We start from the raw sequence: 19,373 nt of genomic DNA on the forward strand, positions 1-19,373 counted from the left end.
AGATGTACCTTCATTATTCCCTATTCTACCTGCTCTAACAATAGTTTTTGTTGAAGATGACGATAGATTCCCTGCTGCTGCATCAGCTCTTGGTGATTGCCCTGCTCGACAATTTCTCCCTGCTGAATCACGAGGATTTGATCGGCATTTTCGATTGTTTTCAGACGATGGGCAATGACAAAGCTTGTGCGTCCCTGCATTAAATGCTGTAAGCCTTTTTGAATATCGACCTCTGTTTGGGTATCCACGCTGGATGTCGCTTCATCCAAAATTAAAATATCGGCATTCTCTAAAATTGCACGGGCGATCGCAATAAGCTGACGCTGCCCCTGACTTAAATTGGCTCCTCCTGCCTGCACGGGTGTTTCGTATTGGGCAGGTAAATATTTTATAAAATGATGGGCATTCGCGATTTTTGCCGCTTCCACAACCTCTTCATCTGTCGCATCTAGCTTACCAAAGCGAATATTTTCACGAATCGTTCCCGAGAACAAATAGGTGTCCTGTAAAACCACACCAACTCTTTGGCGAATCGTCGCCATCTGATAGTGTTCAATATTATGCCCATCAATTAAAATCTCACCTTGATCGACGTCATAAAAACGTGTTAATAAATTGATAATCGTTGTTTTGCCTGAGCCTGTTGGCCCAACAAGAGCAAATGTCTCTCCTGCCTTGGCATGGAAGTCAATGTTTTTTAACACAGGCTTATTTGGCTCATAGCTAAATGATACTTGTTTGAAAACAACATCCCCCTTGAGCGATGCCGTCTTGATAGCATTAGGCTTGTCGGCTACCTCTGAGGGTTCATCTAGTATCTCAAAAACACGCTCTGCCCCAGCAATAGCAGACTGGAAGGTGTTTAATAGATTAGATAGCTGATTAAGCGGACGGAAAAATTGCCGTGTATAGGTCACAAAGGCGGCAATAATCCCCACTGTAACAATACTCTTTACTGCTAAAAAGGCACCTGTTCCGATGACGACAGCAAGGCCTAAATTATTCATAAAGTTATTAATCGGACCTAGTAAGCCAGAGGTAATTTCTGCTCGTTGGGCAGAGTTTCGTAGATTTTCGTTTTGCTGATGGAACGTATCAATCGTTTGCTGCTCCCTACCAAAAAGCGTAAGTACCTCCGAACCTGTAATCATTTCCTCAATATAGCCGTTCAGCTTCCCAAGATCCCGTTGTCGTGCTGCATAATTTTTACTGCTGCGTTTAATGATTTGCTTGGTTGTGAAAACGATTAGCGGAATAATAATCAATGTCACGATTGCTAATTGCCAGCTTAATGTAAACATGGCGATACTGACACCGATTACAGTTAAAATGGACGACACGATTTGCGTAACACTTTGCACAAGTGCGGTATTTAAATTATCAATATCGTTGGTCACACGGCTCATTAAATCCCCAAGTGCACGCTGATCAAAGAAACGTAATGTCAGTGTTTGAAGCTTTTGAAATAGTTCCAGACGCAATGTCCGAATGGTTTTCATCGCCACCTGAATCATGACATAGGTTTGCAGCCATGTCAGAATAGAGGCTACTGAAAAAATAACGGCCAACAGGATGCCTAAACGAATCGTTCGGTCGATATCCTTTTTCATAATGTAATCATCAATAATATGCCCAATCATATAGGGCCCCGCAAGGCTTAAAAAGGTCGAAGCAATGACAAAAAAGATAGAGAAAAACAGCCCTATTTTTTGTTGCTTGACATAATGCCATACACGTGACAATGTCTCCCTTTGATTTTTCGCCTTCTCAGCTGGTCCCCCCATACGCGGTCCACGTCCAAAATTCATTTGCTTTGGTTGACCTTGACTCATCCTTGTTCACCAGCCTTTTGCTGTGACGCATAAATTGCTTGATAATGCGCATTTGATTGTAGAAGCTGCTGATGGGTTCCTTGCCCAACAATGTCGCCATCCTCTAGTACCAAAATAACATCTGCCTGCTGAATGGAGGCAATTTTCGACGCTACGATGAAGGTCGTTGTGTCTTGATAATAGGTGGCAATAGCTCGCTGCACTTGTTGTTCTGATGCACTATCTAACGCTGACGTTGTATCATCCAACACCAAAATAGCAGGCTTTCGAATAAACGCACGACTTAATGCAAGCCGCTGCTTCTGCCCACCCGAAAGATTCGTAGCACCCTGTGATAATTCATGTGCTAAGCCCTTATCAAGTCGCTCTACAAATTCACTGGCGCAGGACGCCTCTAATGCCTGCTGTAGGTCCTCAGCTGTAGCATCATCCTTACCGAGACGAATATTTTTTTCAATCGGTCCAGAGAACAATAATGCTTTCTGTGAGGTAAATCCGATATGCTCACGTAGGGTTGCGAGTGAGTAGGATTTTAGCGGTTTTCCGTCTATGCGGATTTCGCCACCAGAGGGATCAAATAAGCGAGGTAATAGCTTCACCAGCGTCGATTTACCACTACCTGTTTTTCCAATAATGCCGACCGTTTGCCCTGGTTTCACCGAAAATGAAATCTTTTTGAGGACATCCTCAGCTGTTTCATAGTAACGATAACTCACCTGATCAAAGTCAATGGCCCCTTTTATTGGATCGGTCAGCGCATGTTCCGCTTCCTTAACAGCAATCTCTTTGTTTAACACGTCCACAATGCGTTCTCCTGAAGGCAAGGCTCGCGCTATTTGCATCAGCACCATACTAGAGGACATCAGTCCATTTAAAATAATCGTTAAATAATTGATGAATGCAAGAATAACGCCAACTTGCAGTGTACCCGCGTCTACCTTAATGGCTCCAAGCCAAAGCGCGGCTACAATCCCTAGATTGACAACAAACATCGTAAAGGGTACAAGTACCCCGACAATTTGCTCAGCTGTAATAAAACGTTTCGTCAACGCCTCATTTAATTCTCCAAACTGTGCTACCTGCTGTGTTTCACGGCGAAAGGCTTTAACTACACGAATACCCGCCAAATTTTCCTGTAGCTTCGTATTGACGGCATCAATGGCCTCCTGAACACGACGATACAATACACCCGAATATTTCGTAAAAAAATACATCGCTATAACCAACAATGGTACGATAATGAGCAATATGGAAAAAAGCTCACGTGCTGTGACAAACACAATAATCACTGCGCCGATAAAGAGCAAGGGCCCACGCACAAAAATACGCAGCGTCATCATAAAGGCACGCTGAATACTTTCCACATCACTCGTTAAAATCGTAATCAGCTTCCCCGTTGTAAAAGCATCTCGCTCCTTGGCTGAGTAAGTCATCATCTTCTCATAAAGAGCCTGTCGAATATCCGAGGCAAAATGAATCGCCGCCTTCGAGCTATAATACGAGCAACCAACCCCACCAATAAGTCCGAGCACTGCACTGCCAAGCATCCACACAAACATATTCAATACGTAACGATTATCCCCATTGGCAATCCCCGTATCAATCATATGTTGCATGATGGTCGGCTGAATTAAATCCATCGTCACCTCTAGCACCATCAATAACGGTGCAATCAGCGTGAAAAATTTATAAGGCCCCAAATACTGCCCTAATTGTTTAACTGCCTGCATACATTCGACTCCGTTCTATTTAAATCCCATTCGTTCCTTATTATAACTGAAAATCATTCCCATTTGATAAATAATTTTTCGGGTCTCGTAATATTATTGGAGTGGTTTGATTGTGGTGTAGTGTCTTCATAAGGAGAAAAAATCTAATTTCTAAGCAGATTTTGGAGGGTGGTGAATTTTTAAAGCGAAGTTCCACTTCTTATGAGCGGGTTTCATTTACTTTGGAGCGGGTTGCCCTGCTGAAGAGCGACTTCCTCACACTACAGAGCGGGCCTATTCCTTTACAAGCAACAGCCAGCTACTTTAGATTCAGCGTCATCCTGTCAATAAGTAAGGAAATACCCAGAGCAAGAATCATATCGAAGTAAAATAACACTTGCTCTGGATTATCTAGCCCTGTCCCAAGCTGCGATCATTTGCTCAAAACAAGCCCCATCACTTTTCAGAAATGCGTAGTTTCTCAAAATTTCGCAGGAAAATTTTTTGTGCCTGTGACTCATTGTCTGGAGCAATGCCTAGCAAAATGACTGTACAGGGGCCTGCTGATTTTGCTCCATCAAGAGCGCATTCCACATGTCGCTCCCCAAACAGACGGGCAAATTCTCCTTGCAGCCCCCTTGATCCGACTGGCCATACTTGCTGAACAATTTCTGACTGCCATGCCTTGAAAACAGGCAGCAACTGCGCCACATCTTCAGGCTGTGCCAACACCTCTTCACCCACAAGCGGCAGGCCATAGGTGTACCAGCTAAGCTGATCGTGGTCAAATGCTCGACGCTGCTGCTGAATTTCTCCAAGCATTGTAACAGCTAAGCCTGACTGCAATGTGGGCATATTGGATTCCGTACTCCCCGTAATGGCTGGGCATGTAAGACCTGCCTCTGTAAACACTTGCTGTATACCTTTTTCATAGCGAGACCATGCGGCATCTCCAGAAAAATTCGCAAGTAGAACTTGAATAGGTAGTGCCTGTGCAGCAAGCTGTTCTAAAAACGTTACACGGGCTGTCATGTAGGCTGTCAATTGGTCTGGTGCCGACACAACATCTTGCGGTTTTTGTCCAATGGCTGCGGCATTATCCATGGTCGCAATGAATGCCCCTACTTTCATCGCATTTCTCACTGTGCACGACCTTCCTTACGCACAAAAACCTTTGATAGGACGGGCATTACTACCGCAACAATGATTAAATTGATCACCGTTGCCATTAGAATACTACCTAAAGCACCCCAGAAAAATGCTGGACTAATAATAAAATAAAATGGTAGTGGCGCAACAATACCATTTAATACTAAGGCAACTGGCCATTTCCAAAAGTGCATGCCTTTTTTATGCATCACCCCGAAGACCCATACGACAATCAACATTTCTACCGCAATAATAATATGTAAAGGTCCTAGGGGGAATCCAGATGTTAATGCTGTAATAAAATGGCCGATTAATCCAGCAACCCCTGCTAAGATGGGGGATAGAAAGACAACACCTAAAAAGGCAGGAGCCGAATCCAGTGCAGCCGTTGAAATAAACGCTGGTACCTTAATCATTGCTCCTACTGCACAGATGGCCGCTACCATCGCCGTCAAAATCAATTTTCTTAATTTTTGTCGTTCCATTTCATTCCCTCTTTTCTGTTGAATGTCTACTTTACTTCAATGGCTCAGCTATTCCATACCAAATCCGTACAACTTGCTCCGCTTCCTTGAACAATGCTTGATATAGTCGACCACAGGTATCGCGTAGCTGTCGGGCTTGTTTTTCCATTGGCACAACCCCACGCCCCATATCCGTCACAATAAGTGCGAGTGTACAATGGTGTTCAAGCTCTTGTAAGGTTGCTAGCACCTTTTGTACGATTTGTTCATCTTCCTCCAAGTTTTGTGTCACAAGCCATTTTTCTAAGTTCTTTAGGACAAGGACATCACAGGCGGGCGCTACCTCAGGTAGTTCGCCAGCAATCATAACCATCTGTTGCGGTTCATACAAGCGCCTCACATAGTCGGTTTTGCCGTTATAGGCACCTCCGATAAAGACATGCATCGTGCTCCCTCCTCCCAAGCCTTTCTTGTAAATGTTAAAACAAATTGTTTATCATGTGGCACTTGATAGGACCAAAAGGGCTGTTCTGTTGGCGCAAAGGCAACAAGTAAGGCACGAATAACCCCACCATGAACCACTAAATAATAGCTATCCTCATTTTTCGGTAAATAATGAAATCCATCTACAACACGTTTCATAAAATCATCGAATGCCTCACCTTGTGGAGGGGGTGTACGGATTGGATCATCTATCCATGCCCGATAGTGAGCATCCATTTTTAGCTCCTCATAGGTTTTCCCTTCGAATGCACCAAAGTTCGTCTCTCGAAGGGATGCCTCTGCCTGGTAGCTAGCATTGGGAAAATAATGAGCAGCCGTTTGTCGACAGCGCTGTAGATCACTGCCATATACCTTTTTAACCAATGCATCCACAACAGCAAGCTTGGCTGTATCTGCTAATGGTGCGTCCGTCCACCCAAGGTAACGCTTTTCAAGATTCTCTTTTGTAGGCGCATGCCGTATTAAGCACACAGTAACAATGTCACCCATAGCACAACCTCCATCCCTTCAATGGAGGCACCCAGTAAATCGCCAGATACTCCACCAAAATTACGCAACGTAAATTGTCGAAAAATAAAAAGTGCAATGGCTAAAACGACGACTAGGACAACAGGAAGAAGTAAGAACTGCGTGCTGATAAAAACAACCGTCATCGCCAATACGAGCGATAACAGCATGATCACTTTTAATCGATTAGCATTCATATGAGACTTAAAAAAATAAGCAAGACCTTTTTCCTTTGAGCAATGGAGTGACATAAAATAAAAGCTCATGCCCACCCTTGTTAGAAATGGAACGAATAGTACCATCCACAAGTCGAACTTCTGCTGCACAAAAAGCTCATGTAGAATAACAAATTTCCCCATTAATAAAAACACCACAGCCAATACTCCGAACGCTCCCACACGGGGGTCATCTAAAATCTCCAATCGTTTTTCTCGATCTCGATAGGAAAAATAGGCATCGCCCATATCAATAAAGCCGTCTAAGTGCAAACCACCTGTCCATAAAGCAAATAGCCCTATCACAGTGAAAGCTAGCATCACTTCACTGCTGGCTGTCCACTGCATAAGACTATAAAGCACGGCTGCCACCGTTGTTCCCATTAAAGCACCTATCCACGGTAAACAAGCAAACATGCCTGTGATGGTGGACCTTGTTAGCGGAAGCTCTTTATGTACTGGCAATACCGTAAAAAATTGAAATGCCAGTAGGAGGCTATGCCAAAAATTTTTCATCCTCTTGCCTTCCTTCTTGATTATTTCCATCTCTTTACAATGCCATAGTTCATTTCATAGGCCTCCTGTGCCATAGAAACCAACCATTGATGGAACTGTCCGAGCGTTCGTCGGTATAATTCTACTTCATCACTAGCATAAGGAGGTTCATCAAACAGTTCATTGGATACCACAAAAAAAGTCAAATCCTTCTTCAGTAGTGATTGGATCGCCTGCTTGACGGCCTGTAGCTTCTTAGCTAAACAACCAGGCTGTTGTAAACAGGGTGTCCCCTTGTCATAGCCTTCGTAAAAAGCATTGGTCAGCCAAGTTGTCACGCAATCCCACAGCACCACATCTCCATCCTGAAGTGTCTCAAATACTTCAGAAATTGCATAGGGAGCCTCCACCGTCAGCCATTGTACAGGCTGTGCCTGGCGATCTGCCTGATGCCGTAAGATTCTTTTTTCCATTTCATGATCTAAGGCAATACCCGAAGCCAAATAGAGCAAGCGTTTCGCTGTACATGCCTGTGCCTCATAATGCTGAAGCGCTGCTTGCTCGGCAAAATGGGATTTACCACTACGTACACCACCTGTAATAAAAATAAGCGCCATGTAGGACACCTCCTATTGTAAATGATGTAAATTACCAATATCCTTCACAAGCCATTGTTGACCTTGCCGTTCAATCACTGTCACACTTGTCCCATGAATGTATGGGGCCGCCCATAGCTCACTAATACTGCGCTGTAAAATAGCATTGATAATGCATTTAATCGTTACAGCGTGGGAGACAATGAGGATCGTTTCATTGTGATGTTGGGCTGCTATTTTTTTTAATGTAAACATCGCTCTTTCTGTTACAGCTCCAAAGCTTTCTGTATGACTCGCCACAAACTGCGCAGGGTAGTTCGTATATAGCTCATAATCAAGCTTATGTGTCGCCAGTATATCGTCGATTGTCTGCCCCTGCCATTTCCCTAAAAAGATCTCCCGTAAATCATCTTCATAGGCAATAGGCAGCTTGCGATTGGCCATCAAAATAGCCATCGTCTCTCTTGCACGACCACTTGAACTACAATAAGCAGCGGTAAAAGGAATCTGTTGCAGTTGCTTGTGAAGTTTTTCAGCCGCTGCTCTACCGTTTTCCGTTAATGGAGAATCCAGCCACCCCTGTAGTCGATGCTCCTGATTCCATTGTGTTTCCCCATGTCTTACTAGATAAAAAGTTGTCACTTTTCTCTCCCCTTATTTAGGTTAAACCACGTTTGTAGACAATTATGTAAAGATGTCATGGCTGCAATGTCTTTTATGCCAATACGGAACCACTCACCCTGCAAACCTTGAAAGTTTTTTGTGTGACGCAGCACAACACCCTGTGCAAGACAATAGGTGAAAAAGGCGTCTGCTTGCTGTGTTTTCGGTAAGGAGAAGCACACATAATTCGTTACACTATTCGTTACTTGGCAGCCATTGTCCTGTAAGTAACGATGCAGCCATTCCCTTTGCGCAGCGGCATAGGTAATTGCCTGCTGACAATAGTGCTGTTCGTCTAAACAGCTTGCCCCAATTACAAGCGCAAAGGCATTTAAATTCCAATGCGGTAGCATTTCTTTTAAGGCGCTCACAATTGTAGCATGCGCAACCAAATACCCAAGTCGTAAACCTGGAATCGCATACATTTTAGTCATCGAACGAACGACAATAACATGTGGGTTTTGGGCACTAAACTGAATCAGCGAATGCGCCTCATCTACCCAATCCATAAATGCCTCATCGATAACAAGCTCACAGTTAACGATTGCTCCGTGTGCGATTAAGGCGAGTAAATCTTCCTTATTTGGCAATACGCCAGTTGGATTATTAGGTGTACAAAGATAAACAGCATCTGCCGTCAACATTTCCTGCTGTAGCTGCTCTAATGGCAATGTGTAATTGATAAAATCTGTCACGACAATAGGAACAATTGTAGCACCTGCAGCACGCAATGTTCGCTCATACTCTGAAAAAGTTGGATGCACAATGATGACACGCTTATTGGCATAGCGTCTTGCTAGTACACTAAAAAGCTCTGAAGCCCCATTGCCTAGTAAAATCGTATTCTTTGCTACTTGATGAAAAGCAGCGACCTTCGTTAAAAAAGGCTCCCCATCTGGATCTGGATAGCGCTGAATTAGTGGATAAAAAGTACGCCAACGTGCCTCCACAAAGGCTGGTGGTCCTGCCGCATTGACATTTTCGCTGAAATCATACACCACCTCAGGCATCGTTAAGCCTAATTGCTGATAAACATTTTGCGGATTTGCTCCGTGATTAGGTAACCGCATAAATTAACACCTCCACTGCTAACATAACAAGCGCAAACAGCACTGTGGCAATACGCATATGAATAATGGACGTTGCAATATGCTCTTTCGTTAATGGCACTAATTTTTCCCCCATAATTGCTCGATGAGAAACAACGCCCTGATACGTATTTTTTCCTCCTAGCTGTACACCAAGCTGCACTGCAGTCGCTGCCTCTAAATAGCCACTATTTGGACTAGGATGCTTCTTAGCGTCCTGTACCCAACGCTTTAAGCGCTTGCCAAGCGAACGATCTGTTTCATTTTTCGTACCAAGCACGATCAGTAAGCCTGTAAGGCGACTTGGAATAAAATTCAGGACATCATCAAGCTTGGCTGAAAACATACCAAAGTCTTTATATTTTTCATTTTTATAGCCCACCATCGAATCTAAGGTATTGACAGCCTTATAGCCCCATAAACCAATTGCCCCAAATAGAAAGGCATAAAAGAGTGGAGCTGTCACACCATCACTTGTATTCTCAGAAACCGTTTCTACCACACCACGCACAATTTCATCCTCACCTAGTTTATCGGTATCACGTCCGACAATCCAAGACAGCTTAACACGTGCTTCGGAAAAATCCCCTTTGACAAGCGGCTCATAGACAGCCATCGCCGCCTCCTTCAAGCTCCGCTGTGCCAGTCCGATACCAATCAGCAGACCCTCTACAAGGATGCCAAAAATGATACTCACCTGATAGCTTAGTAATAGAATTAGCGTCACCACAAACATGGTCGTGCCAACAACAGCAAGTGCCATCACTGTCCCACGTAGCTTGCGCCATTTGCCCTTATTCCATAAAGCTGTTTGCGATTGAATCAAGTGTCCAATCCAGCGTACAGGATGAGGAAGCTTCGGAGGGTCCCCTACTACTAAATCAAAAATAAGCCCTATGATGCAGGCAATCACGATAGCAATCATTTAGACCTCTCCTCTTTATCTTTTTTGTATTTCCTAACCGCCTCACACATCGTTTCATAAACACCATAGCCAATGACCTTACCAAGCATAGTGATGGGACCTGCATATTGATGGAAGTCCCCTTCTTCTGTCGAGGCAATAAGCAAGCTATCAGTAGATGTACCTGTAGCTAGCGTGCCTGTCGTAGGATCTGTAACACCTTCATCTACTAAAGCCTTGACCTTGGCTTCCGTAGTTGAAATCATTGCCTGAAAAAGTGCCTCATCAGACAGCTTGCCATTGATCAGCACCCAAGTATTAATGGTGCCTGCATGGTACTGCTCCTCTCGTTGAAAAGCACGGGTAATATCCACCGCATTGCCAAGCCCTGCGGTAATCATAATGACAAGGTGGATTCCCTCATATGTAAAGTCACGAATAGTCGCAAACTTGGCTTGGACAGCCGTCATCATAGCCACTGTATTGTCATGCGGGAAATGCTGTGCCTGCAAAAACTGCAGCAATTCCTGATGTGGCTGTCGTTCATCATAGGTAATAGGCACCGTTCGATTCATCAGATGCGTATAATGACCAAAGCCTGGGTTATGCATGGCTGAGGATACAACCTTCATGGCTGAAGCTGTTTGAAGGGCAACATAATCGTCAAAAATATGAATGCAATCCTTAGTAAGTATAGGCAATCAATCGCCTCCTCGCGATAAAGTTATGACGGAACATAAAAAAACAAATTCTTACAAAGAAGAATTTGTACGGTCGATTCTTTATTAAAATTTGAACCTTCTGAACATTTGTACAGAATAACAACTTCATAATACTCAAATTATTTATTTTCTTTGAAATTGTATCATAACTTTGGCTATTGTCACAATTCCATTTTCAAAGTGTTATTGCTGCTTTTGTTTGAGATTCTTAAAGCGGATGACAGAGCCGACGATAATAAAGACCCACCCAATGCCTATGTAAACAATTTTCATTGTTTTTGTCGATGACGGTAAAATATCCATAATCGTTAAACAGACAAAAAGTATCCCGATGATTGAAAAAAGCATACCGATTGTTAAATTCTTCACGAATAACCCTCCCAACTATGTACGCCCTCGATTTTACCGTATTCTCAGCAAAAAGAAAACACTAATCCAAGCAAGAAACACTTGGATTAGTGACGATTGTGTCATTATGCTTTTGCATGGGCAAAAAACTCTTCATATAACGCTTGTAAAATGCGGTTTTCATATTCCTGAAGGACACCAAACACGAGGCTCACTTCAGAAGAACCTTGATTGATCATTTCAATATTTGCGCCAGTTTTTGAAATCGCTGTGGCAGCACGGGCAGCTAATCCTGTGTTATGACGCATCCCTTCGCCCACAATCACGATCATGGAAAAACCGTGACGCATTTCTACATACTCTGCATGTAGCTCTTCTTTCACACGACTAAGAATGCGTGCTTCATTTTCTGGTGTTAGTTGATTCGAACGCATGATGACAGAAATATCGTCTAAACCAGATGGTGTGTGTTCATAAGAAATATTTTCATCTTCTAAAATTTGGAGTAGCTTACGTCCAAAGCCTACCTCACGATTCATCAAATATTTAGAGACATATAAAGTTGAAAAGCCACTGTCTGCCGAAATACCTGTAACTGGACGACCTGTTGCAGGACGGCTTGGTACAATACGTGTACCTGGGGCTGATGGATTATTTGTATTTTTTATGTTAACGGGCACCCCAATCTTGTAGACAGGCATTAACGCTTCATCATGGAACACTGAAAAGCCTGCATATGATAATTCGCGCATTTCGCGATACGTAATTTCTTTAATTTCCACTGGATCGTTGACGACTTTCGGATTCGCGGAGAACACACAATCCACATCCGTAAAGTTTTCATACAGCTCCGCTTCAACGGCTGCTGCTAAAATAGAGCCTGTAATATCAGAGCCACCGCGGTCAAATGTTCGCAATACGCCCGCTTTAGTGTAACCGAAGAACCCTGGGAACACAATAATTTCTTTTGTGTCTTTTAAAGGGGCTAAATTAGCATACGCTTCAGGTAATGCAAAGGTTCTTTCTGGTAAATCATTGACCACTAAACCTTCTTTAGGACTGACATAGCGTGCGGGCATACCAATGGCATTAAAGTAAGCTGCAATAAGCTTGGCGTTATTATCTTCACCTGCTGCTTTAATACTATCGATGAATAATTCCACATTTGTTTTGTCACCTTGTACACGTTCACGTAAATCTTCTGCGATTACGTCACAAATGGCATTATCTAGCCCCAAACCATCAGCAATCGCTCTAAAACGATCCACAACAGTTTGCAATTTTTCCTCTGTATTCTCTTGTAGTAACGCTGCATTTGCTAATTGTATTAATAGGTCAGTTACTTTTATATCGTCACCAGAACGTTTCCCTGGTGCTGAAACGGCAACAACCTTACGCGCCGGATTAGATTTTACAATGTTTGCTACTTTTTGTATTTGTTCTGCACTTGCTACAGATGTTCCACCAAATTTACACACGATCATATCTATCAAATCCTAACTTTTTCAAATTAATTGTATTCCTCCACAAAACAATTGACTGTACACAGTGTACAAATTATCGTTTCCTACGTCAATACAATTTAAAAAATTCACGCAATTTTTCGAGAAATATGGACAATTTTCGTACTGTTTGATTTATTATACGGATTTCACATGAAATAGTTAAGGTTTTTGTGAATTTTTTTTCGTGACGTTCACATAATCGTGAAATTTTCGGTTTTGACTTTCTTCTATATAAATGAAGAAAACGCTTACTCCATTTATGATATGCACAAATATCCACTATGTCTGTGCTATTTTTGTATGTATCAGGGATTCCTTCAGCAAGGCTTTTTCTTTTATTTATGAGGTTTTTCGCTCGTTCCTGAGGCCTTTATGGAGTGACTGTGGATATAAAAAAACTAGGCTCACGTCGAGTGATGCCTAGTTTTTTTTTGCTATTGGATTAAATGGCTGTCCAGCCGCCATCGATTACGAGCTCTGCGCCTGTCATAAAGCGGGATTCGTCTGACGCTAAGAACACTACGCCATAAGCTACATCTTCAGGTTCACCGAAGTATGGTAATTGCGTGTAAGCTTGATAGTATGGCAATGCACCGCCCTCTTCCATCGTAGGCGCTGTCATTGGTGTTACAATAATGCCTGGATGAACAGAATTCACACGAATTTTATCTTTACCATATTCAATCGCAGCCGATTTAGAAAGCACACGAAGCGCTCCTTTTGCTGCTGTATAGGGGCTTGTACCAGCCATTCCCACGATTCCACCGATCGAAGAAATATTGATAATTGAACCACCGCCAGCTTTTTGCATTTCAGGAATCATATATTTCATGCCAATGATACAACCATTCAGGTTAATATCCATAATTTTATTCCATTCAGCCATTTCCATGTTGGCAATTGTTTTAGGTGATGAAACGCCCGCATTGTTGACGAGGATATCTACTTTGCCATATGCCTTTACAGCCTCGGCAATCACTGCTTTCCACTCATCCTCAGAAGTAACATTATGTTGAAGACCAATAATGTCCCCACCATTTTCTTTAATTTCTTTTACTAAATTATTCAAGGGCTCGATTTGTACATCTGTTGCAATGACCTTTGCGCCTTCTTGTGCAAATAGTTTTGCCTCAGAAGCGCCCATTCCCATTGCTGCTCCTGTAATAATTGCTACTTTCCCATTTAAACGACCCATCATAAAACTCCCTTTCTTCTATATAAATGAACAATTCGTGAACACGTTAACAACTAGTTGTATTATCGACACGGTGTCGTTAATATAATTATAACGCGCAATTGAAAAAGGGCAAACAACACCAAAGCCCATAATGATGCTTTCACAACACTTGCAATCGGACTGTTGTTTAAATTGAAAATTTAATACAAGGAGCTTCAAAATGTCGAAAAAAATGGACCCTCGCGTCATCAGAACGCGCCAATTATTAAGAGATGCACTAGTGGCATTAATTGATGAACAAGGCTATGAAAAGATTACGGTACAAGATATTACACAACGGGCTACATTAAACCGTGCCACTTTTTATTTACATTACCGTGATAAATTAGACCTTCTCTATCAAAGCTCAGAAGAAGCCTTGCATGAGCTTGTAAGTAGTATCCATCCACCCTTCGAAGAGAAGAAGGATTTTGATTTATTACCAAATTATGACCAGCCACATGAGACATTTATGCATTTATTTGAACAAATAGCGCTGAATAGTAAGCTATACAAGGTCTATCTCACAGAAAAAAATATCCCTTATTTCTCCGATGGTCTTAAAGACATTATTATCAATTTTGTCTCGAGCGGCATTCAAATGATGGAGCCTGACGACCAAAAGCTGACCGTGCCGCGCGAAATGGCCGTCCGTTTTTATGCAGCCGCCTTTCTTGAAGTAATCGTCTGGTGGTTAGAAAATGATATGCCCTATACCCCCAAATTTATGGCGACCCAGTTAATGCGTATTACCATTAAAGGCCCTTATATTGACAACCCTTTTGAAAGATAAAGCAGAACACCAAATTTCAATTAACAACAAAAACAAAAGGTAATCACAACGCAAATGTGATTACCTTTCTCTATTTGTCTCGAAAGTTATACGATTTTCATGTTTAATTCTCTAGTAGGGTTATAGAATTGTAACCATTTATCCGCTTCACTGATCATCCACGTTCCAAATTCATTTAAAAACAATAACAAAACGTTCGTATCGATTATGGGTGTTATTGCATATTCAAGTGCCCTTCTCATGTCGCTTTCCTTGTCAGGGAAATATTCTGAGAACCGTTTATAGGCGGGGTATAAATCCCTTGTATAGGTGTTTTCCTTTGTTATGACAAGTGCAAGCCCTGCTCTTACTATAATTTTCATAATCCACTTACAACAATCTTTAATATCCTCTCTATCCGAATTATCTTGAAGATCATCACAGGCATTTTTTATTTGCCCCTGCAAATGAATAAGGTGGTCATTCGCTAAAGCCTCGTTCGCTTTATATCTTGGTAATCGAGGTATTAAATCCTCTCCAAAGACACATATACTATGGGTTTGGAGGATGAAACTAATGATTGAAAAAGATGTCGTATTTAAAATATCTTCTTTGCCGAATACACTTAGCTCAATCCCATCTACACAATCATGGTTTTGAGTTAAAGCTTGCTCTACTTCTTTTATCCGCTTTACCTGCTGTTTTTTAGGCTTATGCTTCGTAACCGCTATTGTGTCTAAGTCAGCTACTCCTTCAATACCTATACCCTTTGGAATCGATCCCCTTATATAAATGCTATGTAAGTCATCTTGGAGAAGGGTGCGATAGGTATGAACCACATCGTTGATGACAGCAAGAAAAATAGGGTTGATTTTATTCCAATCTGCATGATTAATTATGTATCCATCACTATCCGTCAGACATAAGCTGCCAATTTCTTTTATAGTCGTCATTACATCGCTCCTTTTATGTGACTGATTTACTTAATAATGGATAGCATGTCCTATACAAACACACTATCCTACTTTCATGTTGGAAGTCCTTTGAAACTAACAGCATTTACTTTTCTTTAAATTCAAATTCAATTTTTCCTTCTACCAAACGTAGGGCTGCATTAAATTGTTTGCCATTCTTTGATTTAAAGCCTTTCATCATAGCAGTTTTCCCACTCTTACATAAATCATGGATGTTTTTTTCCGTTAGTTTTTTTCCTAATAGCCTTTGTGGGAACGTTTGCTTACAACCATTTTTATAATTCGAACATCCGTAAAAGCTTTTACGCAAGCCTATTTTCCCTTCCTTGCATGCTGGGCACATGGCAATATCTTTTACCACAGCTGGTTTAAACTGCTCTGCTTCAATTGTCAGTGACTCTAACTGTTTAGGCACCTCTGCTATTAGTTGATGAATAAACTTGCCTATGCTCTCAATAAAATGCTTGGCAGAGCCTTCCCCCTTACCAATTTTATGTAAGTAAATTTCCCATTTAGCCGTCATGGAAGGACTTGACAGTAATGTTCCTTCAATTGCCTGACATAAAAGCTGTCCTTTCGGTGTAATGCTCACGATATTTTTTCGTACTTCAATAAATCCATGCTTCTTAATCGTCTCGATAATGCCACTTCGAGTTGCTTCCGTCCCAATCCCTTCAATCGATTTCAGCACCTCGATTTCCTCTTCATCCTCAACCGATTTACCACAGGTTTTCATCATCGTAATGAGTTGACCTTCTGTATAGGGCTTCGGAGGTGTTGTCGTGCCTTCTAAAATAGCAATCTTACTTTGTACCAGCTCATCTTGGAAGACAACAGGTAAAGACTCCTCACGCGCCTGCACCTCTGTCTCATTTGAAAATAATTCTTTCCAGCCTTTGACAAGCTCTGTTTTCCCTACTGTTTTAAACTCTACATTTTTGACATTCGTGATAATCGTTTTTTCATCGTATTCATAATCCTGATGAAACATAGCGAGTGTCGTATTGAGGATTTCAAAATAAATATTTCGTTCATCAGCATTCATGGATTGCAACGCTTTGGCGGTCGGTATTTTTTTCGTTGGAATTATCGCATAGTGCTCCCCAACATTGGCACTGTCGACATAGCGCTTGTTCTTCCCTCTATTGATTGGCTGAAATGCTTTTCCCACAAGCTGCTGATAGTTTCCTAATGATTCATTTAAATAAGCAAACTCATTATGTGTAATGAGCTGTGAATCGGTACGTGGGTAAGAAACGAGCTTTTTCTCATAAAGTGATTGCGTAAGTTTCAACACATGTGATGGACTGTATTTCCAACGTTTATTGGCAGCCGCTTGTAAAGTTGATAGCGCATGTAGTTTAGGCGGTGCCATCCGCTTCGTTTTGTTCGTGACACTTGTAATGAGACCTGTATCATTCGGTTCAATCCCATGCTGTTGCAATAACTGCACTGCCTCAGCCCGCTCTTTTGTCTTTAGCTTCGCCTTCCCTTTATATACACCATTTTGAGCTTTAAATACCCCTTCGATTTCATAAAATTTTTCAGGCTTGAACTGTTCAATTTCCTGCTGTCTTTTATAAATTAAATAGACGGTTGGCGATTGTACTCGTCCGATGGAGATACTGCCCTTGAAGCCCTTTTTCTGCAACAGTAGCGTATAGAGGCGACTACAGTTCATACCCACTAGCCAATCGCTAATTTGACGCGTTTTAGCTTCTTGGTACATAAGCAAATCACGCTCATTACCTTGCATATGATTAAAACCTTTTCGGATTTCCTCCACTTCTAATGAATTGATCCATAATCGTTTAACTGGCTTATTTACTTTTGTCATTTTCAAAAGGGAGTAGAAGATATTTGAACCCTCACGTTCACTATCACAGCAGTTATAAATCATTGTTACTTGGGGATCACTAAAGATTTTTTTGACTGCATTGAATTGTGGATACATTTTAGAGACCACTTTATCTTCAAATTTTTGCGGAATGATCGGTAATGAAGCAAGCGACCACTTCTCCCATTCCTTCTGATATTCTTTCGGCTCCTTTAATTCAACAAGATGACCAACCGCCCAGGTAATAACTGCACCATGAGGAAAAGTAGCACAAGGTTCCAGTTCAATAAAGGTTTTCTCTTTTTGCTTCACTTTAAAGGCGTCTGCATATGCTCTTGCTTGAGATGGTTTCTCTGCTAATATAGCAATTTTCCCCATTAATCATCACATCTTCTTTACAATATTTTAGTAGCTTTTCTATAAAAACATAAAACTCAACTAATCAGATTAGTTGAGTTGATGGTGAAATACCTTACTACTATTTTACTTTAAACCATATAAAATAGCACTTACTAAAATCTTTGACCTCTTAAGCAAATTATAAAGAAGCAAAAATTTTCTTTACCCATTCAAGATACGCTTTCATATAGTATTCCTGCTTAAAGCCATGATTCTGGTCCTCTGCTACTATCACAGTCACATCCGCGTCTGCGTTTCGTGCAGATTGGATATACTCCTGTGGACCTTTTACCCCGATTGCTAAATCCTTTGTCCCATAAGCTATAAACTGAGGTATATCAGCTGTTCTGAAATGCGTAGATAAATCTGTCTGCTGCAAGAGCTCTTCACGTTTTTCTGGATTTCTGACATCTTCATCATTAAAAGAAGCAAAGAGCATGGGCACATTATAGCGATACGTCAATGCAGGGTAAATCATAGCAGCGGATGCTACTTGATCATCAACAGCATCAATGGCATCAGGCTGATAACTAGCAGGAAACAGATTTTCTCCCTGAATAAGGTTAATAAAGCTACCCGTTTGATAGCCTCCAGCACTAAAACCTATTAAACCAATTCGATCTGGATGGAGACCATAATCATTGGCATGATAACGTAGAAATCGGACAGCACGCTGAACATCTAGCTGTGGAATAGGCCACTCATAGGGATTGGAACGATAGTGGAGAAGGAATGCATTAATACCTGCTTTATTTAATGATGCAGCTACTTCCTTTCCTTCCGCTGTTCCTCCATCCATTTCCTTAAAGCCATAACCACCACCTGGCATAATAATGACGGCACTGTCACTGTTCGCTACCGTATAAGGAATCAAATAGGGCTCATCTTCATAGGTTGATTTTTCATAGCCCCCTTCAATTTCATGGACATAGGTAAAGGTATCAATGGCCGCTTCATTGTCTTTATAGTCTTCTCCCACAATGCCAGTGGAAAATTTGAATGTCGCCAAAAGTCTGTTAGGATTGCCCTTAATATTCATATCGTCAAGCTTACTTCCCGAATGATTACCTGCCACTTCTTCTCCCCAAATCTCCACCTTGTCTTCAATATCCGCAACTGGCTTGCCTGGTTTATTTCCTAACGGATTAATCACAAGAATAGCGTATCCAATCCCCATAAACAAAGTCAGTATAACTAGAAGGATTCCTGCTATCTTGGCTATTTTCTTCGCTACCCTCATCATAACCCCCATTAAATTTACTTATGTATCGTTTACTATTTATTATCTCGGGTAAAGGATTATTAACCTTTAGCTCATTCTTTAGCAAATAACGATTGAAGATCTTGTATAGCATCAATACAAGGTTGTATTCTTCCATTTTCTAAAGGATTAAAGTGACCCTTTAGAGGAAGCATGACGTATTCCTTACTAAAGAAATGTCTGAAGACCACAAATTTTTTAAAAACTGCATAC

At 41.6% G+C, this 19,373-nt stretch carries 19 protein-coding genes; 1 reads left to right on the plus strand and 18 read right to left on the minus strand.

The window, feature by feature from the left end:
- Positions 1-20 precede the first annotated feature (20 nt).
- The 15 genes from AAJG31_RS04005 to AAJG31_RS04075 form a co-directional block, all read right to left on the minus strand.
- Positions 21-1,832, minus strand: a complete 1,812-nt coding sequence (locus AAJG31_RS04005; protein ID WP_279494705.1) for an ABC transporter ATP-binding protein — start codon at positions 1,830-1,832, stop codon at positions 21-23.
- Complete coding sequence (locus AAJG31_RS04010) at positions 1,829-3,562, minus strand: ABC transporter ATP-binding protein (RefSeq protein WP_066038514.1); 1,734 nt, start codon at positions 3,560-3,562, stop codon at positions 1,829-1,831. The genes AAJG31_RS04005 and AAJG31_RS04010 overlap by 4 nt, the downstream gene beginning before the upstream one ends.
- Positions 3,563-3,997: 435 nt before the next feature.
- A complete protein-coding gene (locus tag AAJG31_RS04015; RefSeq protein WP_066038515.1) occupies positions 3,998-4,684 on the minus strand; it encodes a hypothetical protein in 687 nt (228 codons plus the stop codon).
- The gene (locus tag AAJG31_RS04020) at positions 4,681-5,175 is read right to left on the minus strand and encodes an ECF transporter S component (protein ID WP_048390640.1); all 495 of its coding nucleotides are present in this window, start codon (positions 5,173-5,175) and stop codon (positions 4,681-4,683) included. Before AAJG31_RS04020 ends, AAJG31_RS04015 begins: the two co-directional genes overlap by 4 nt.
- Positions 5,176-5,206: 31 nt before the next feature.
- Positions 5,207-5,599 carry a bifunctional adenosylcobinamide kinase/adenosylcobinamide-phosphate guanylyltransferase gene (locus AAJG31_RS04025; protein WP_048390638.1) on the minus strand — a complete coding sequence of 131 codons (393 nt, stop codon included), beginning with the start codon at positions 5,597-5,599 and terminating at the stop codon, positions 5,207-5,209.
- On the minus strand, positions 5,551-6,147 hold the full coding sequence (locus AAJG31_RS04030) for a histidine phosphatase family protein (protein WP_048390636.1): 597 nt from the start codon (positions 6,145-6,147) through the stop codon (positions 5,551-5,553). Before AAJG31_RS04030 ends, AAJG31_RS04025 begins: the two co-directional genes overlap by 49 nt.
- Complete coding sequence (gene cobS, locus AAJG31_RS04035) at positions 6,120-6,896, minus strand: adenosylcobinamide-GDP ribazoletransferase (protein WP_066038525.1); 777 nt, start codon at positions 6,894-6,896, stop codon at positions 6,120-6,122. The genes AAJG31_RS04030 and cobS overlap by 28 nt, the downstream gene beginning before the upstream one ends.
- 20 nt (positions 6,897-6,916) lie before the next feature.
- Positions 6,917-7,492, minus strand: coding sequence for a bifunctional adenosylcobinamide kinase/adenosylcobinamide-phosphate guanylyltransferase (locus AAJG31_RS04040; protein WP_048390634.1), 576 nt, complete (start codon positions 7,490-7,492; stop codon positions 6,917-6,919).
- A gap of 12 nt (positions 7,493-7,504) precedes the next feature.
- Positions 7,505-8,113, minus strand: coding sequence for a histidine phosphatase family protein (locus AAJG31_RS04045; RefSeq protein WP_054548766.1), 609 nt, complete (start codon positions 8,111-8,113; stop codon positions 7,505-7,507).
- Positions 8,110-9,204 (minus strand): threonine-phosphate decarboxylase, encoded by a 1,095-nt coding sequence (locus AAJG31_RS04050; RefSeq protein WP_054548767.1) that lies wholly within the window; start codon positions 9,202-9,204, stop codon positions 8,110-8,112. Before AAJG31_RS04050 ends, AAJG31_RS04045 begins: the two co-directional genes overlap by 4 nt.
- The gene (gene cbiB, locus AAJG31_RS04055; protein ID WP_279494702.1) at positions 9,191-10,147 is read right to left on the minus strand and encodes an adenosylcobinamide-phosphate synthase CbiB; all 957 of its coding nucleotides are present in this window, start codon (positions 10,145-10,147) and stop codon (positions 9,191-9,193) included. The genes AAJG31_RS04050 and cbiB overlap by 14 nt, the downstream gene beginning before the upstream one ends.
- Complete coding sequence (locus tag AAJG31_RS04060) at positions 10,144-10,827, minus strand: adenosylcobinamide amidohydrolase (protein ID WP_048390626.1); 684 nt, start codon at positions 10,825-10,827, stop codon at positions 10,144-10,146. The genes cbiB and AAJG31_RS04060 overlap by 4 nt, the downstream gene beginning before the upstream one ends.
- Before the next feature lie 204 nt (positions 10,828-11,031).
- Positions 11,032-11,217: a hypothetical protein gene (locus AAJG31_RS04065; RefSeq protein WP_048390624.1), complete on the minus strand. Its 186-nt coding sequence runs from the start codon at positions 11,215-11,217 to the stop codon at positions 11,032-11,034.
- 104 nt (positions 11,218-11,321) lie between these two features.
- Positions 11,322-12,680, minus strand: coding sequence for an aspartate kinase (locus AAJG31_RS04070; protein ID WP_279494700.1), 1,359 nt, complete (start codon positions 12,678-12,680; stop codon positions 11,322-11,324).
- Positions 12,681-13,143: 463 nt separating this feature from the next.
- A complete protein-coding gene (locus AAJG31_RS04075) occupies positions 13,144-13,896 on the minus strand; it encodes a glucose 1-dehydrogenase (protein WP_054548769.1) in 753 nt (250 codons plus the stop codon).
- A gap of 202 nt (positions 13,897-14,098) precedes the next feature.
- Here AAJG31_RS04075 and AAJG31_RS04080 point away from each other — a divergent pair, with 202 nt between their 5' ends.
- On the plus strand, positions 14,099-14,710 hold the full coding sequence (locus tag AAJG31_RS04080; protein WP_009371039.1) for a TetR/AcrR family transcriptional regulator: 612 nt from the start codon (positions 14,099-14,101) through the stop codon (positions 14,708-14,710).
- 86 nt (positions 14,711-14,796) lie between these two features.
- Here AAJG31_RS04080 and AAJG31_RS04085 read toward each other — a convergent pair whose 3' ends face one another.
- The 3 genes from AAJG31_RS04085 to AAJG31_RS04095 form a co-directional block, all read right to left on the minus strand.
- Positions 14,797-15,642 (minus strand): nucleotidyltransferase, encoded by an 846-nt coding sequence (locus AAJG31_RS04085; RefSeq protein ID WP_066038517.1) that lies wholly within the window; start codon positions 15,640-15,642, stop codon positions 14,797-14,799.
- Positions 15,643-15,748: 106 nt separating this feature from the next.
- A complete protein-coding gene (gene topB / locus AAJG31_RS04090) occupies positions 15,749-17,878 on the minus strand; it encodes a type IA DNA topoisomerase (RefSeq protein WP_112117909.1) in 2,130 nt (709 codons plus the stop codon).
- Positions 17,879-18,038: 160 nt separating this feature from the next.
- Positions 18,039-19,139: an alpha/beta hydrolase gene (locus AAJG31_RS04095; protein ID WP_305193853.1), complete on the minus strand. Its 1,101-nt coding sequence runs from the start codon at positions 19,137-19,139 to the stop codon at positions 18,039-18,041.
- Positions 19,140-19,373 lie beyond the last annotated feature (234 nt).

Source organism: Lysinibacillus sp. BS3 (genome assembly GCF_039614735.1).
Lineage (GTDB): Bacteria > Bacillota > Bacilli > Bacillales_A > Planococcaceae > Lysinibacillus > Lysinibacillus capsici.